The sequence below is a fragment of the Streptomyces sp. YIM 121038 genome, from assembly GCF_006088715.1.
Classification (GTDB): Bacteria; Actinomycetota; Actinomycetes; order Streptomycetales; family Streptomycetaceae; genus Streptomyces.
Window position 1 is genome coordinate 7,865,671 of the sequence record NZ_CP030771.1, and the last position, 16,786, is coordinate 7,882,456.

Genomic DNA, 16,786 nt, shown 5'->3' on the forward strand with positions numbered 1-16,786 from the left:
CGGTCAGCGGCGCACCGGACGTCCCGGCAGCGCGTCCGGCAGGAGTTCGCCGTGCCGGACGACGGGGGTGCCGCCGACCAGGACGTGGGCGTGGCCCGTCGACGGCCGGGTGCTGTCGGCGTACGTCGCCCGGTCGCTGACCGTGTCGGGGTCGAAGACCACGAGGTCGGCGTCGCACCCGGCCCGGACCCGGCCCTTCCTGCGCAGCGCGGGCACCCCCGCCTCCAGGACGCGCGCGGGCAGCAGGCTCGCCCGGGCGACGGCGTCCGGCAGGCTCAGGGAGCCGAGTTCGCGCACGTACCGGCGCAGCGTCTTGGAGAAGGTGCCCGCAGTGCGCGGATGCGTGACCGCGGAGCCGGGCGGCAGCGGCCACGCCAGCGGGTCGGCCGCCGGATCCGTCCAGGTCAGCGGCATCGCGTCGGAGCCGACCACCGTGTGCGGATCCAGCAGGGCCCGGTCGAGGAACGCCCGGTCGTGGGCGTCCGACTCGTCCAGGAAGTGGAGGAAGGCCAGCGCCCCGGGGTCGGCGTCCCGCAGCTCCCGGAGCCGGTCGAGGTCGCGCACGCGCTCGCCGGTGGCGGCGTGCACGATGTCCGACACCTCGCGCCCGGAGGCGGCGACCGCGCCCGGGTCGAGGAACGCGGCGCCGATGGCCGTCATGCCCGCACCGTACGGATAGGCCTCCGTGGACACGCGCGCGCCCGCGGCCCTGGCGCGCTCCAGGACGGCGAGGACGCGGTCCGCGTGCCGGTGCGAGGTGGACGGCACATGGCAGTAGTGGGCGTGCACGCCCGTCTCGCCCGCCGCGCGGGCGATCTCCTCGGCGCCGTCGACGGGCGTCAGCGGGTCCTGCTCCACGAGGCTCCGCGCGTGCGTGTACGTGGGCACCCCGGCGGCCGCGGCGAGCCGGGACACGGCCAGGTACTCCTCGGGCCGCACGCGCGGTGCATACCCCACGATGAGGCCGATGCCAAGGGCTCCGTCGGCCAGATCCCGCTCCAACAGGCCGAGCAGCGCGTCCTCCTGGGCCCGGGTCGCCTCGCGCTGCCAGGCCGCCGCGCCCAGGTGCGCGAGGGCCGCGAGGGCGCCGCCGCCGTGCGGGAGGCCGCCCACGGCCGCCATGCGGGCCTGCGCCCAGGACGCGGAGAAGCCGTAGTTGAGAGGCCGCCCCTCGGTGGCGGCCAGGCGGTAGGCTTCGCCGACGGGCGAGAGCCCGAGTTCGAGCTCCAGGGCGGTGGTCACCCCGTCGAGCGCCTGGAGGCGGTGGCCCGCGACGGTGTGCGAGTGGCTGTGCAGATCGATGAAGCCGGGCGCCACGACGAGGCCCGCCACGTCGAGGACCTGATGCCCCGTCAGCGGTGCGGTGGAGACGGCGGAGATCGACCGTCCCGTCACCCCGACGTCGGCCACGGCGTCGAAGCCGCTCTCCGGGTCCAGGACGCGGCCGCGGCGCAGCACCAGATCGTGCACGGGAACGGGCGGTGGGGTGGCTGAAGTCATGGACCTACGCTAGGCACCGGACGACAAGGGGGAACGGCATATGCCAGGTGTGGCCGGAACCGAGAGCGTGTGGCAGTGCGCAATGGGTACTGAGCGTTCATGCGAGTGAGCGTGCTGGATGTGGGGTCGCGCACGGCGCGGCTCGTGGTCGTGGACACGGGCAGCGGTGCGCCGCTGCCCGTGCACACCGCCAAGTGGAAGCTGCGCCTCGGCGAGGAGGTGGAGCCCGGCGGGCCGCTCGGAGACGAGAGCGTACGGAGACTGGCGAGGGCCGTGACGGCCGCGTCGGCGACCGCCGAACGGTGGGGCGCCGGGCGCCCCCTGGCCTTCGCGACGGCCGTCGTGCGCGACGCGCCGAACCGCCGCGAGGTGCTGCGGACCGTCGGCGCGCGCACCGGCGTGTGGCTGCGCACGCTGCCGGGCGAGCTGGAGGCCGAGCTGACGTTCCTCGGCGCCCGGCGCTGGCTGGGCTGGCGGGCCGGCCCCCTCGTGCTCATCGACATCGGCGGCGGCTCCCTCGAAGTGGCCTTCGGCCGGGGGCGCCTGCCGGACTTCGCGGTGTCGGTGCCGCTCGGCGCGCTCCGGCTCACCCACGAGTTCTTCCCCGCCGACGCACCGCCGACCGAGGAGGCCGTCAAGGCACTGCGGCGCCGGGTGCGCCATCAGCTGCGGGACGTGGCCGCCCGGGTCCGCTGGGAGGGGCCGCACACCGCCGTGGCCACGTCGCGGACGTTCCAGCAACTGGCCCGGCTGACCGGCGAGGCCCCCGGGCGGCACGGCCCGTTCGTGAACAGGACGCTGTACCGCTCGGGCCTGCGCCAGGCGCGGGACCGCCTCGCCCTGCTGCCCGCCGCCGAGCGGGCGCAGCTGCCCGGCATCTCGGCGCCGCGGGCCGGGCAGAGCCTGGCCGGTGCGGTGGTCGGGCACACGGCGATGAAGCTCATGGGCCTCAAGTCGGCCGCCGTGTGCCCCTGGGCGCTGCGCGAGGGCGTCCTGCTGCGCCACATCGAGGACGGCCCGCAGTGGTGGGACGACCTCGGCGAGGACGGCGAGCAGACCCCCGCCGAGGTGGCGCCGCTGCGGGTGGCGACGTCATGACACCGGGCCCCGGGGCGCACACCGCGCCGGGGCGCCGGGCGCGCGCCCGGGTCAGGGCGCGCTCTCGCTGACGCCGCCCGCGCGGGCCGCCGCCTTCTCCGGCCGCGCGGCCGCCGGGGCCTGCCCGGGGGAGCTCCCGTTCGTGGCGGAGGTCCCGTTCGCGGGGGAGGTCCCGTTCGCGAAGGAGGACCCGTTGCCGCCTGCCGTCGGGGCGGGCGCCGCCGGGTCCGCGGCGGCGGCCTCCCGGGCCCGCTCCGCCGCCCGGGCCTCGGCGTCCGCGCGGGCCTCCGCCTTCAGCCGGTCCCGCAGCTGGAGGTACTTGGCGTTCATCTCGTCCGGCGCGATGAGCTTGTTGACGCCGCGCTCGCTGACCTTCGGCTCCTGGCGCGCCATGATGTCGTTGTCCTGCTGGTCCTGGACGTACTTCTCCATCTGGAGCGAGGCCTTGAGGACCAACGGCCGCAGCGCCTTGACCGGCACCATCCGCTTGAGCAGCGGATACTCCCACAGGCGCATGATGGCCTGGGTGTTCTCCTCGTCGATGGGCGTGAGCCAGGTGGTGACCTCCAGCAGGCCCTGGCGGACGTGGGTCATACAGGGCGCCTGGTAGATGAGGTCGAAGTGCCAGATGTTGGAGGGGTTGCCCTCCTCGCACTGGTCGAAGGTGGAGCGGATGATCGTGCCGTCCACGTCCACGCGATGGTTCACGATCTTGTTGGCGGCGATGTAGCGCTCGCGTCCGTCGGTCCAGAGCTTGCGCCAACTGCCGTACATGAACGTGTAGTCGATGATGTTCGCCCAGTGGTCCCGGTGCACGAACGTCACGTGGTAGAACTCCAGCAGGCTCTCGATGTAGCGGGTGTAGTGGACCGGCCTGCTCCAGGTGATCGTCTCGTACGGCCTGGGGTGCTCGGCGAGTTCGTGCGGCAGCTCGATGTCCGGCAGCTCCTCCCGCTTCTCGCCCCACCACAGCCACACCAGGCCGTACTTCTCGCGCACCTCGTAGGTGTCGATCCGCAGGGACGCCGGGATGCGGCCCTCCGTGCCGAGGGCCGGGATGAGCCGGCAGGCGCCGCCCGCGTCGTAGCGGAAGCCGTGGTAGGGGCAGGCGAGGGAGTTGCCGACGACGCGACCGTCGGACAGGTTCGCCCCCTTGTGCGGGCAGCGCGCCGACTGGCACACCAGCGTGCCGCTGAGGTCGCGCCAGAGCACGAGCTCCTCGCCCAGGCGCTTCACGCCCGTCGGGGCGTCGCGCTTGACGTCCTTGGTCCGCAGGATCGGATACCACTGGTTCGGGATCATCTGGTCGCCTCTCGCTTTCCTCTCTGGTTGCTCGCGGGCCCGTCGTCCGCGCGGGGCCGGTGGGCGCTCGGCCCGCTCAGCCCTCGACGATCTCGACGACCCCGGTGTCGCCGTCGACCATGACCATGTCGCCGGTGTTGATCACTTGTGTGGCGTGCTTGGTGTTGACCACCGAGGGCACGTTGAACTCGCGGGACACGATGGAGCTGTGCGAGAGCATCGATCCGATGTCGGTGACCACGCCGCCCGCGATGGCGAACAGCGGCGTCCAGGACGCGTCGGTGTGCCGGGTCACGAGGATCTCGCCCGCCTGGAACTCGTCGGCCTGCCACACCAGGTCCTCCACGATCCGGGCCCGGCCCACGATCCGCCCCGGCGACGAGCCGAGCCCCGTCAGGCGCGCCCCGTCCTTCACCGGGCGCGCCGCGCGCGTGCTGTCGTACTCGCCGACGAACGTCAGCGGCGGCTCCGGCAGCCGGTTGTGGTACTCGTGCACGCGCCGCCGCTCCTCGACGGCCTCCCGTGAGAACGCCTCGCGCTGCGACAACTCACCGGCGACGTACCGGCGTACGTCCTCGAAGTCCAGATGGGCGACCTCGTCCAGGGAGTGCAGCACGCCCTCGTCGACGAGCCGCCGCCCCACCTCGTACACCACGTTCCTGACCAGCCAGATCGAGGTGATCATCGACATGCGGGTGGTCTCGCGCAGCTCGCTGCAGAGCGCGTACATCGAGATCAGGCCCTCAAGGGTCTTGCGCCGCGGCAGCGGCAGGTCACCGAGCACCGCACGGACGTCGCCCTCCTGGCGCGCCCGGCTGCGGCCCATGATGTCGTCGGCCGTGAACCCGTCGGCGGCGTAGCGGCGGATCATCTGGAAGAGGTACGAGGGGTCGTCGATCCAGCGCTGGTGGGTCAGCTCCATCTCCTGCCGGCCCCGGGTGCCGTTGGCGCGCAGGAACGGCTCCATCTGCGTCTCCCAGAACACCCGCCCCTCGGCGTCCGCGCGCAGCCGGTCCGCGACCTCCTCCAGGGGCGCGCCCTCGATGATCTCCATGACGCGCGGCCTGGCCTTGGCGGCCTGCGCCACGCTCCAGATCTCCTGCGCCGACGCCACCGTGCGCAGGCTCGACATATCGGTCTTGATGCGGTTCTGGAGGTTGTCGCCCGCCGCGCCGAGCCACTTCGCGCACAGCTCGGTGAGGATGCCGTAGAACCCGAACGCGTTGATGTAGTACGGCATGTAGCCGACGTGCGCGTCGTGGAAGTAGTCCAGGTAGCGGGTGAGTTCGGCGTGCAGCTCGCGGCGGGACATCCGGGTCAGGTCCAGGCGCCGGGCGCGGTCGAACTCGTACAGGCGCGTGTCCACCATCGCGCGGGCGCGGCCCTTCATCACGACCATCTCGCGCGCCGTCTCGCGCAGCCAGTGCACGGTCGACAGCAAGTCCTCCATGCCGCCGGGGAAGGTCCCGAAGGGATTGGCGTACGTCGCGAGGTCGACCTCCTCGCTGACGAAGCGGCGGGTGAAGTGGCGCTGGTCGCGCGTCGGCACGGCCTGGCCGAGCAGATACGCGGTGTAGGAGATGTTCAGATACACATGGCCCTGGAAGTAGCCCATGTGCAGGCCGACGTCGCCGATGTCGCGCACGCCGAGGGCCCGCGCGCAGTCGCCGTGCACATGGTCCTGGTAGTAGCGGGCGAAGCTCAGGCCGAGCGGGGACATCAGGCCCACGAAGATCTCGCCGATGTCCATGCGCGACCACAGCGTGCCCTGCCGGACCTCCACCGGCTGCTCCCGCCAGTGCCGCGGCGGATACGGGCTGCGGGCGCCCCCGGCCGCCTCGGGCCGCGCGCGGGTGGTGATCGGCCGGGCCTGGAGCAGATGCAGGGTGCCCTCGCGCAGCGCCCACTCGATGTCCTGCTCGCTGCCGTAGTGCTCGCGCACCTCCAGGGCGAGCCGGGCCAGGGCGGTCAGCTGCTCGTGGGTCAGACAGGGCGCGTCCCGCTCGGCGGCGTCGACCTTCGTCATGCCGATGCGGCCCGGAGCGAGGGGGGCGCACTTGGTGACCTTGTAGCGCACCCGTTCCTCGACGACGTCGAGGCTGCGGTCGTCCACCACGAAGAAGTCGCTGGAGACCCGCCCCGACACCAGGCCCTCGCCGAGCCCGCAACAGGCCTCCACCACCAGGCGGTGGGGCCTGCCGCCGATCGGGTCGACGGTGAACAGCACGCCGCTGACGTCCGCGTTCACCATCTCCTGCACGACCACGGCGATCGAGCCGACAGGCCCCGGACCCGAGCGGTAGGCCGCCGCGCGGTCCGACCACAGCGAGGCCCAGCAGACCTTGACGGCGTCGAGCAGCGCCGCGTCGCCCGCCACGTCGAGGACCGTGTCGTGCTGGCCCGCGAAGGACCGCGTGGCGGAGTCCTCGCGCACCGCCGAGGAGCGCACCGCGACGCGTGGGCGGCCGAGCGCGTCGTACGCGGCCACGACGGTGCGCGCGAGGGACTCCGGGATCTCGCGGGCGAGCACCAACTCCCTGATGGAGGCGGGGGACGCGTCCCTGGCCCCGGCGGCCCGCAGCTCGGCGCCGAGCCCGCTCTCGCGCAGGAACAGGTCGAACAGGCCGGTGGTGAGGCAGAACGCGGGCGGCACCGGCAGGCCCGCCCGGGTCAGCTCGTCGAGCCGGGCGCCCTTGCCGCCGAGCTCCTGAGGAGCCGCTCCGTGCGGGCCGCCGATGACGGCGACGAGGCCGGTGGCCGCGCCCTGGAGCGGTGCCGCCGGCGCCTCGGTCGTCTCGCGCGCGTCGTGCGTGGCCTTCGTGGTCATGACGTGGCCTCCTCGGCGGTCGGCGGGAGCGGGGCGGGGGACGCCGGGCGGGCGCCGACCGGGCCCGGGTGCGCGTTGACGCCGGTGAACACGCGGAACGGCTGGCCGGGCAGCACGCCCGTGGCCCGCACGTCGTCGAACCCGGCGGCGCGCAGCTGGCCGAGCAGCTCGTCCTCGCGCGGCAGCGGCCCGCCGAACGAGGCGTACTCGAACCACAGGTTGAGCACCTCGATGCCGAGCGTGCGGCTGCCCCGGCAGGACGAGGTGAGCAGCAGCGTGCCGCCCGGGGCCAGGAAGGAGCGGACCCGGGCGAGCACCTCGGCGCGCTCCTCGGGCGGGAAGTAGTAGATGTTGTTGTGCAGGGTCACCACGTCGAACTGCGGCTGGAGGTCCAGGGTGCGCACATCGCCCTGGCGGGTCTCGACGCGGTCGGCGAGGCCCCACTGCGCCATGTTCTTTGCGGCCCGCTCGGCGACCTCGCCCTGGAGGTCGACCGCGAGCGCGGTCAGGCGCGGGTTGAGCCCGGCCGCGTGGCGGACGTACGCGCCGCTGCCGCAGCCCACTTCGAGCAGACGCACCGGAGTCGTACGCGGCAGCGTGCGGGTGACGGCCTCCTCGACGAAGCCGCGCACCACGAGCGAGGAGCGGGCGATGACCAGGCCGTCCTGGTCGGACAGGGTGAAGCGGCTGCCGTCCGCGAGCATGCGCGGGGCGTCGCGCAGGGCGGGCACGTGGAAGCGCAGGAGCTCCTCAAGGGCTGCCGCCACGGGGTCGTTGGCGACCTGGGCGAGGGCCTTGGCGGTGCGGCTGCGCAGCAGGTAGCAGCCCTCCTTCGTGCGCAGCTCGCCGAGGCGCACGCCGATCTCCAGCCACGCGCGCAGCCGCTGGCGGTCCGCGGGCTCCGTGCCGCAGCCGACGCGTTCGGCGATGCTCTCCAGGTCGCAGGGGCGCACCGCGAGGCACTGGAGCACGCCCGAGCCCGCGGCCGCCGCGAGGAACGACGCCCGGTACAGCGGCGTGAACAGCGTGCGGTTGAGCACGAGCAGCAGCGGCACCCGCGGGTCCGTGACGATCCGCGCCGCCGCGAGCACGTCCGTGAGGGGCTCCTGCGCCCGGTCTTTGACGGCCTTGGCCAGGCTCAGTAGGTCCATGGGGGTTCCAACTCCTCGGTGGTGCGGGTGAGTTCGGCGCGCAGGTCGCGCAGCAGGGGGCGGCGGCCGGGACCGTTGAGGTAGAAGTGGCCGCCCGCCACGTGCCGGCGCAGCAGCGAGGCACGGGTGTACGGGCGCCACGCCTCGACGTGCGGCGCGGGCGCGAGCGCGTCGCCGACGGCGGAGTACGCGGTCATCGGGCAGCCGAGGGGGCGGCGCGGCCGCCACCGGTAGCGCTCGCAGGCCGTGAGGTCGGCGCGCAGGACCGGGAGCCTGCGCTCCAGGTAGGCGCCCGCGATCCGGTCCCCGGGCGCGAGCGCGCCCAGGTCGTGGACGAGCCGGCGCAGGTCCTCGTCGCCGAGGGCATGGTCGGCGCGGTCGGCGTACAGGTGCGGGGCGCGGCTGCCGGACACGAACAGGTGGCGCGGTCCGGGCGCACCGCGCTCGCGCAGGGCGCACGCCACCTCGTACGCGACGAGGGCCCCCATGCTGTGCCCGAACAGCACGTAGTCACGCACGAGTCCGGCCGCGAGCAGCGCGTCCGTCACGTCGGACACCAGCGCGTCCAGGTCCGTGTACGGCGGCTCGCGCAGCCGCAGACCGCGCCCGGGCGGCTGCACCGCCACCACGGGCGCCCCCAGCAGCGCGGGCCAGTCGCGGTACGCGGAGGCCGTGCCGCCCGCGTACGGGAAGCAGATCAGCCGCGGCGCCCCGGCCGCCGGGGCGGGGCCGGGCCCCGGGAACCAGTCGCGGGCCGCGCGCCGCTCGGTCAGATGCACGGGAACGGGCTCCTCTCGCGGAGCGGTGGTCAACGGGTCCGTGGTCAACGGGTGACGTGGGCGCGGCCCTCGGGCGAGTCGAGCCAGGCGAGCGTGAGCCGCACGCCCTCCTCGAAGCCCACCTCGCTCTTGAAGCCGAAGTCGTCGCGGGCGCGGTCGATGGCGTACGACTGGTCGCGGTCGAAGAGGTGCACCGCGTGCCGGGTGAGCACCGGCCGTGACTTCAGCCGCAGCGCCCCGTACACCCCCTCCGACAGGGTCGCGACGCCCCGCGCCACCGGTGCGGGCAGGCTCAGCGCGGGCGGCTTGACGCCGAGGCCGCGCGCGAGCGCCTCGATGTAGGCGCGCCACGTGGTGCGGTCGGGGTCGCGCAGGTTGTACGTCCGTCCCGCGGCGGCCTCCGCGGCGCAGGCGGCGATCATCGCGTCCGCGGCGTTGCCCACGTACAGCAGGCCCGCCGGGACGTCGCCGCCGCGGATGTAGACCATCTGGCGGCTCAGGAGCAGCGTCGCGATCTCCACGACGAAGTCCTTGCTGCGCGGCCCGTACACGCTCACCGGCCGCACCACGGTCAGCGGCAGCAGGGCGCGCGCCGCGGCCTCGCGCACGGCCTGCTCGCCGAGCAGCTTGCTGCGGTTGTACGGCAGGCCGATGTCGCGCGGCGGCGTGCTCTCGTCGCCGGGCCGGACCGGGTAGCCGTACACGTCGGTGGTGCTGACGTGCAGGAACCGCTCGACGGTGCCCGCGTGCGCGGCGGCCTCGACGAGGGTGCGGCTGCCGTCGACGTTGACCCGCTGGAAGTGCGCCCACGGCCCCCAGTCCGCCGACAGGCCGGTGCAGTTGTAGACGTGCCGGACCCCGGCGGTCGCGCGGCGCAGGCTGTCCGGGTCGGTGAGGTCGCCGGTGACCACCTCGACCGACCCGGCGTCCGCGTCGGCGAACCCGGAGCGGTCGCTGCCCTCGCGGACCAGGGCCCGGACCCGGTGGCCGCGCTCGACGAGGCGGCGCGTGAGGTGCCCGCCGATGAATCCGCTCGCTCCGGCGACGAGCACGTCGGGGGGCGCGCCCCGGCCCGGCGCGGCCGGGCTCCCGACAGCGGGGGACGCCGACGGAGAGGCCGGTTCCGACGACGTCCCCGATGCCGCTCCCGCACCGGTGCGGGAGGTCTCCGGAGTGTGCTGCTGCTCTGCCATGGCTCGTCCCAACAGGTCGAGGGCGCGGTCGAGTTCGTCCTGGGTGTGGTCGGCGTTGATGAAGAAGCGCAGACGGCAGGCGTCGCGCGGGACGGCCGGATGGCCGATCGGCATGACGTTCACGCCCAGGCGGAGCAGCGCGTTGGAGAGCGCCATGGTCTCCTCCCAGCCGCCGATGACGACCGGCACCACCGCCGAGGCGCGCGACACGCCGATGTCGAGGCCGCGGGCGCGCGCCGAGTCCCGGAAGTGCTCGGCGAGCCCCCGCAGGCGGGCCACGCGCTCCGGCTCGGCCCGGATGACGCGGATCGCCTCCAGGGCGGCGGCCGTGCTGGCGGGCGAGATGCCGGTGCTGAAGATGTGCAGCGGGGCCGTGAACTTCAGGTACTCCACCAGCGGGTGCCGCGCCGCCACATAGCCGCCGAGGCTGCCGATCGCCTTGCTGAGCGTGCCCATCCACAGGTCGACGTCGGCGCGGTCCACGCCGAAGTACTCGCCGATGCCCCGCCCTGTGCGGCCGAGCACGCCGATCGAGTGGGCCTCGTCGACCATCAGGAGCGCGCCGTGCCGCCGCTTGACGCCGATGAACTTCGGCAGGTCCGGCAGGTCGCCGTCCTGGCTGTAGGCGCCCTCGATCAGGACCAGGGCGCGCCGGGCCCGGCCGCGCGCCGCGGTGAGCGCGCGGTCCAGGGCGCGCCAGTCGTTGTGCGGGAAGGGCCTGCGCCGCGCGCCGGACAGGACGCTGCCGCGCACCGCGCTGTCGTGGATCCACTCGTCGTGCAGGATCAGGTCCTCGGGGCCGAGGAGGTGCCCGATCGTCGCCACGTTCGTGGCGTGCCCGCCCGCGAAGACGACGGCCGCCTCGGTGCCGAGGAACGAGGCGATCTCGGCGTCGAGCGCGTGGTGCAGCGGCGTCTCGCCGAACAGCAGCGGCGTCGCCGAGCACGACGTGCCGTAGTGGTCGACGGCGGCCTTCGCCGCGGCGCGGACGCGTGGGTGGTGGGACAGGGCCAGGTAGTTGAAGGCGGAGAAGTTCAGGACGGACTCGCCGTTCACGCGCGCACGGGCGCCGTTGTACCCCTCGTGCGTCCGGCCGTACGGGTTCGCCCCGTCGGCCGTGGCCTGCCGCAGTCTGCCCTGGAGTTCGGCGTACTCGGGCCACTCCTCGAAGACGCGCTCCTGGCGGACGGGGGCGGGGGCTTCGTCGGGCACGGCTTCCTCGGGTACGCCTTCCTCTTCGGGTACGCCTTCTTCGGGTACGGCCGGGTCGGGAGCGGCCTGGGCGGCGGGGGCGAGCGGCTGTGCGGCGGGCCCCGGCGCGGCGGGCGTCGGCGCGGCCCCGTCGAGCAGGTCCACCAGCTGGCCGACGGTCGGGTCCTCGGGGAGCCGCTCGCGGTTGCCGTTGAGCCGGTCGGGGAACCGCCGCGCGAGCGCGCGCTCCAGCTCCTGGCGCATCAGCGAGTCGAAGCCGAGGTCCGTGCCGAGCCGCGCGTCGCCGGGGATCCGGCGGGCGTCGTAGCCGCAGACGCGGGCCACGTGGGCGACGACTTCGTGCCGGGCGGAGGAGGGGGCGTGCGGGAGGGACGGTGTGCGCCGGGGGACGGGGGCCGTCTCCGCACCGGTCACGGCTGCGGTCCGCGGCCGGGGCGTCGGCACCGGCTCGGGCGTCGCGGTCCCGGAGGCTTCGGAGGCTTCGGACGTTTCGGGGGCGTCGAGGGCTTCGGGTGCCTCAGGGGCTGCGGGGGCTTCGGGGTTTGCGGGTTCCGAGGGTGCCCCGGGCGCGGCCACCGGTGGCGTGAACCAGTACGCCTCCCGCTCCAGGACCGCGTGCGGCACCGGCACCCGGGGCCCGCGGTAGCCCTCGTCGAGCGCGGCCCAGTCCACCGTGCCGCCCGCGCAGTGCAGTCGGCCGAGGGACTGGAGCAGGGTCTCCCAGTCGCCGGAGGCTGGTCCTGAACCCGAGCCCGGTCCTGAACCCGAGCCCGAGCCCGTCGCCGTCGCGGAGGCCGGGCGGCGCAGCGACGGCAGCCACAGCGGGGGCCGCTCGGCGTCGGCGGGGGCCGCGGGCGCCGTGGCCCGGGCCGGCCCGAGCAGCGTCGGATGCGGGCCGACCTCCACGAAGGCGGTGCAGCCGAGGCCGCGCAGCGTCGCGCAGCCGTCGGCGAACCGCACGGTGCCCAGGAGGTGTGCCACCAGGGCGTCGGCGTCGATCCGCCCCACGGGCCCGCCGGTGGCGTCCGACACCCAGGGGATGGCGGGCTCGGCGAACCGCACCGCCCGCGCGGCCGCCCGCAGCGGCTCGGCGGCGCCCGCCATCAGCGGCGAGTGGAAGGCGTGCGACACGGCGAGCGGCTTGACCGTGACCGACTTCTCCCGCAGGGCCGCGCCCGCCCGCTCGATCTGCTCACGCTCGCCGGAAAGGACCAGGTGGGTGGGGGAGTTGACGGCGGCCACCGCCACGGAGTCCAGGCCGTCGGCCACCGTCCGGACCGTGTCCGCGTCGCCGACGCAGGCGATCATCGCGCCGTCCCCGGGCTGCTCGGCCATCAGGCGTCCGCGCACCGCGGCCAGCATGAGGGCGTCCTCGAAGGAGAGCGCGCCGGACACGCACGCGGCGGCGTACGCGCCGACGCTGTGCCCGAGGACGGCGGCGGGCCGCACGCCGACCGACATCCACAGCTCGGCGAGCGCCACCTCCAGGGCCACCAGGGCGGGCTGACAGTGCCGCGTGGACCGCAGCCGCTCGGCCGGGTCCGCGGCGGCGCCGGAGGTGGCGCCCGGGGCCGCGCCCGAGGCGGTCTCCGAGGCCGTGCCCGACGGGGCCGCCGGGGCGGTGCCCGGAGCCGTGTCGAACAGCAACTCCGTTAGCGGAACGCCCAGTTCGGGCCGCAGCACGCGGTCCGCGCGGTCGATGGCGCGGGCGAAGGCGGCGTGCGTGTCGTAGAGGCCCTTGCCCATGCCCGGGTACTGCGTGCCCTGGCCGGTGAACAGGAACGCGACCTTCGGCGCCGGGCCGTGCGGGGCCGTCCCGCGCACCACGCCCCGCGCCGCCTCGCCCCGCGCCAGGGCGTCGAGGCCGGAGTCGAGGGCCGCGGCGGAGCCGCCGAGGACGACCGCGCGGTGCGCGAGCCGTGCGCGGCCGGTGTACGCCGCCCGGCACAGGTCGCCCACCGGCGTGTCGGGGTGGGCGGCGAGATGGGTGCGCCACGCCCGGGCCAGCGTCGTCAGGGCGGTCGGCGTGTGGCCGGACAGACACAGGGCGTGCACCGGCCGCGCGGGCGGCGTCCGCACGGCCGGGGCGGGCTCGGGCGGTGACTCCAGGACCACGTGCGCGTTCGCGCCGCCGAACCCGAAGGAGCTGACCGCGGCCCGCACCGGACCCCGGGCCGCGAGGGGCGTCCGGCGCGTCGGCACGTGCAGCCCCGCGCCCGCCCGGTCAAGGTGCCGGTTCGGCGTGCGCAGGTGCAGCGTCGGCGGCACCTCGCGGTCGCGCACCACGAGCACCGCCTTGATCAGGCCCGCTATGCCCGCGGCCGCCTCCAGGTGCCCGATGTTGGTCTTCACCGAGCCGACCAGGCAGCGCGCGCCGTCCGGGCGGCCCATGCCGTACGCGCCCGCGAGGCCCTCCCACTCCACGGGATCGCCGAGCGGGGTGCCGGTGCCGTGCGCCTCGACGTAGTCGACCTCCTTGCCGCTCAGCCCGGCGCGGGCCAGGGCCTGTTCGATCACCGCGCGCTGCGCAGAGCCCTTGGGCGCGGTCAGGCCGTTGCTGCGGCCGCCGTGCCCGGTCGCCGAGCCCCTGATCACCGCGTACACCCGGTCGCCGTCCGCGAGGGCGGCGGACAGCGGCTTGAGCAGCACCAGGCCCGCGCCCTCGCCGCGCACGTAGCCGTCCGCCGCGTCGTCGAAGGTGCGGCAGCGGCCGTCGGCGGCGAGCATGCCGCCGTCCGCGAACGCCACCGAGAGGCCGGGCGTGAGCATCAGGTTCACACCGCCCGCGAGCGCCAGGGAGCACTCGCCCCTGCGCAGGCTGTCGCACGCCAGGTGCACCGCCGTCAGGGACGACGAGCACGCGGTGTCCAGGGCGAGGCTCGGGCCGCGCAGATCGAGGACGTACGACAGGCGGTTGGCGGCGACGGCGTGCGCGTTGCCGGTGGCGCCGTGCACGTCGACGGTGTCCAGGCGGCCCATCTGGAGCTCGCTGTAGTCGTGGCTGCTGAGGCCCGCGAACACGCCGGTGGCGCTGCCCGCCAGGGACGTCGGGTCCAGGCCCGCGTCCTCCAGGGTCTGCCAGGCCACTTCGAGCAGGAGCCGCTGCTGGGGGTCCATGCGGACCGCCTCGCGCGCCGACACGCCGAAGAAGCGGGCGTCGAACTCCGCCACGCCGTCCAGGAACCCGCCGAACCCCGGCGCGGCGACCCGCTCGGCGTCCCAGCGGTCCCGCGGCACCTCGGTGACGGCGTCCCGGCCGTCGCGCAGGAGCCGCCCGAAGCTGTCCGGGTCGGGGGCGCCGGGGAAGCGGCAGCCGATGCCGACGACGGCCACGGGCTCGTGCGCGTCCCGGCCCTCGGGCGGGCCGCCGTCGACCGCGGCCGTCGCCCGGGTGGCCGCGAGGTGGGCCGCGATCGCGCGGATCGTCGGATGGTCGAAGACCACGGACGCGGGGATCTCCCGTCCGGTGCGCGCGCCCAGCTCGGCGAGGACGGCCACGGCCTGCCGGGAGTCGAGGCCGAGCGAGGCGAGGGGCCTCGTGGGGTCCACCGCGCCCGCCGCGAGACCGAGACGCTCGGCGACCCGCGCGGTCAGCCACGCCTCGACCGCGTCGGACGCCCAGGCCCCGTCCGGGCGCGCCGCGTCCGCGAGCAGCTCGACGAGCGTGCCGGCCCGGGGCCGGGCGAGCAGCTCCCCGACGGGCAGCACGGTGTCGTACCGCGCCTCCACGTCCCGTACGACGTCCAGGAGCCGGGGGTAGTCGAGGCCCGCCGCGGCGAACTCGTGCTCCGTGGCGCCGGACGTGTCGGCGCCGTGGTCGCGCAGGATCTCCAGGACGTGCTGGACCGTCTGCCGCCCGCGGGCCAGTGGCGGCCGCTCGTGCGGTTCCCCGTGCCCCTCCGGGCGTGTCTCGCGCGCCACGCTCGCCGCCACGACCTTCAGACCGAGGGAGAGGAAGTCCCGCCGGCACGCCTGCCGCTGGATCTTCCCGCTGGTGGTCTTGGGCACGGTCGACCGCTTGAGCAGCAGCACCGCGTGCGGCGCGACCTCGTGCTCCTCGGCGATCGCGGTGCGCAGCCGGGCCAGCAGCCCCGGCGCGTCCGCGGCGCGCCTGCCGTCGATCTCGTACGCGACCACGAGCTGCTCGGCGCCGTCGACCTCCACGGCGAACGCGGCGCCGCAGCCCGCGCGGATCGCCGGGTCGGCCCGCTCCACGGTGAGTTCGACGTCGTGCGGGTAGTGGTTGCGGCCCTGCACGATGACCACGTCCTTGGTGCGGCCGACCACGTGCAGCTGCCCGGCGCGCGTGAAGCCGAGGTCGCCGGTGCGCAGATACGGCGTGTCGCCCTCGTCCGCGAGGCGCGCCCGGAACGTCTCCTCGGTCGCCTCCGGGCGCCGCCAGTAGCCCCGGGCCACGCTGCCGCCCGCGATCCAGATCTCGCCGACGGTGCCTTCGGCCGTGATCCTGCGCCGCGTCGCGGCGTCCACGACCGCCACGTCCAGTCCGTCGACGGCGGGGCCGCACCCGACGACCCGGGTGACGCGGCCGCCGTCCGCGGGGGCGGCGGTGCCCGCGCCGAGCGCCGCCGCGTCGAACGAGCCGACGGCGGGCGGCTCGTGGGCGCGTACGCCGGTCACCATCAAGGTGGCCTCGGCGAGCCCGTAGCAGGGCAGCAGCGCGGCGCGCCGGAACCCGCAGGGCGCGAACCGCTCGGCGAAGCGGTCGAGGGTGTCGGCGCGCACCGGCTCCGCGCCGTTCAGGGCCAGGCGCCAGTGGCTCAGGTCGAGCCCGGCGCGCTCCTCGTCGGTGACGCGACGGACGCACGCCTCGAAGCCGAAGTTGGGCGCGACGCTGGTGGACGCCCGGGTGTCGGAGAGCGTCCGCAGCCACAGCAGCGGCTTGCGCACGAAGGACATCGGCGCCATCAGATGCGCGGGGAAGCCGCCGTACAGCGGCGACAGGATGCCGCCGATCAGACCCATGTCGTGGTACGGCGGCAGCCAGGACACCATCGCCGAGCGCTCGTCGTGCTCCAGCCTGCGGTGGATGGCGTCGAGGTTGTGCAGCAGATTGCCGTGGCTGACCATCACGCCCTTGGGCGCGGACGTCGAACCGGAGGTGTACTGGAGGAACGCCAGCGAGTCGCCGCCGAGTTCCGGCTCGCGCCAGTCGTCCGCGCCGGGCGCGCCGCCCGTGCCGTCCGCCGTGCCGGGCCCGCCCGTGGCCAGCCAGCGCAGCCCGCCGAGCCCGAGCGCGGCCAGCTCGGCCCTGCGCTCGTCCGCGAGGCGCGCGAGGTCGCCCGTGGTCAGCGCGTGCGTCGCCCGCGCGTCCCGCGCGATGGCCGCGAGCCGCGCCGTGGTCTGGCCGAAGCGTCGCGTGTCCGGGGGATAGGCGGGCACGGCGTAGGCCCCCGCGTACAGACAGCCGAGGAACCCCGCGAGATAGCCGAGGCCGGGCGGGTGGAGCAGCAGCACCGGCGCGCCGGTGAGGCCCTCGGCCTGGAGCAGGGCGGCGACGCGGCGGGCGCGCAGGTCGAGTTCGCGGTACGTCCACGCCGTCGCGGTGGCGTCGGCGCCCTCGGCGAAGCGGTAGGCGAGCGCCTCCGGCCGGCGGGCGGCGTGGTCGCGCACCAGCGCCACCAGGTGCCGGGGCGCCCGTGCCGCGCCGCCGTGCCGGGGGGTCTCGGTCGGGCCTTGGGTCATGTACGTCTCCGTCGGTCGCCG

Annotated in this window: 7 protein-coding genes; 1 reads left to right on the forward strand and 6 read right to left on the reverse strand. The window is 75.3% G+C overall.

What is annotated here, in order from left to right; genetic code table 11:
* Window positions 1-3: 3 nt before the first annotated feature.
* Window positions 4-1,500 (reverse strand): amidohydrolase family protein, encoded by a 1,497-nt coding sequence (locus C9F11_RS33695; protein ID WP_171075908.1) that lies wholly within the window; start codon window positions 1,498-1,500, stop codon window positions 4-6.
* Window positions 1,501-1,599: 99 nt separating this feature from the next.
* On the opposite strand from C9F11_RS33695, the gene C9F11_RS33700 reads away from it, so the two are divergent.
* Window positions 1,600-2,598 carry a Ppx/GppA family phosphatase gene (locus C9F11_RS33700; protein WP_138962866.1) on the forward strand — a complete coding sequence of 333 codons (999 nt, stop codon included), beginning with the start codon at window positions 1,600-1,602 and terminating at the stop codon, window positions 2,596-2,598.
* A gap of 51 nt (window positions 2,599-2,649) precedes the next feature.
* Here the strand turns inward: C9F11_RS33700 and C9F11_RS33705 are convergent, their stop codons facing one another.
* From C9F11_RS33705 to C9F11_RS49710, 5 genes are all read right to left on the reverse strand, one after another.
* Complete coding sequence (locus C9F11_RS33705) at window positions 2,650-3,900, reverse strand: aromatic ring-hydroxylating dioxygenase subunit alpha (RefSeq protein WP_138962868.1); 1,251 nt, start codon at window positions 3,898-3,900, stop codon at window positions 2,650-2,652.
* A gap of 76 nt (window positions 3,901-3,976) precedes the next feature.
* Window positions 3,977-6,727 carry a PEP/pyruvate-binding domain-containing protein gene (locus C9F11_RS33710; RefSeq protein ID WP_138962870.1) on the reverse strand — a complete coding sequence of 917 codons (2,751 nt, stop codon included), beginning with the start codon at window positions 6,725-6,727 and terminating at the stop codon, window positions 3,977-3,979.
* Window positions 6,724-7,878 (reverse strand): class I SAM-dependent methyltransferase, encoded by a 1,155-nt coding sequence (locus tag C9F11_RS33715; protein ID WP_138962871.1) that lies wholly within the window; start codon window positions 7,876-7,878, stop codon window positions 6,724-6,726. Before C9F11_RS33715 ends, C9F11_RS33710 begins: the two co-directional genes overlap by 4 nt.
* Window positions 7,866-8,657, reverse strand: a complete 792-nt coding sequence (locus C9F11_RS33720; protein WP_138962873.1) for an alpha/beta fold hydrolase — start codon at window positions 8,655-8,657, stop codon at window positions 7,866-7,868. The genes C9F11_RS33715 and C9F11_RS33720 overlap by 13 nt, the downstream gene beginning before the upstream one ends.
* Window positions 8,658-8,701: 44 nt before the next feature.
* Window positions 8,702-16,765 carry a type I polyketide synthase gene (locus C9F11_RS49710; RefSeq protein ID WP_138962875.1) on the reverse strand — a complete coding sequence of 2,688 codons (8,064 nt, stop codon included), beginning with the start codon at window positions 16,763-16,765 and terminating at the stop codon, window positions 8,702-8,704.
* Window positions 16,766-16,786: the final 21 nt, after the last annotated feature.

Coding starts and splice junctions, on each gene's coding strand:
- C9F11_RS33695 (WP_171075908.1), bottom strand. CDS start 1,500: ATGACTTCAGCCACCCCACCGCCCGTTCCCGTGCACGATCTGGTGCTG.
- C9F11_RS33700 (WP_138962866.1), top strand. CDS start 1,600: ATGCGAGTGAGCGTGCTGGATGTGGGGTCGCGCACGGCGCGGCTCGTG.
- C9F11_RS33705 (WP_138962868.1), bottom strand. CDS start 3,900: ATGATCCCGAACCAGTGGTATCCGATCCTGCGGACCAAGGACGTCAAG.
- C9F11_RS33710 (WP_138962870.1), bottom strand. CDS start 6,727: ATGACCACGAAGGCCACGCACGACGCGCGCGAGACGACCGAGGCGCCG.
- C9F11_RS33715 (WP_138962871.1), bottom strand. CDS start 7,878: ATGGACCTACTGAGCCTGGCCAAGGCCGTCAAAGACCGGGCGCAGGAG.
- C9F11_RS49710 (WP_138962875.1), bottom strand. CDS start 16,765: ATGACCCAAGGCCCGACCGAGACCCCCCGGCACGGCGGCGCGGCACGG.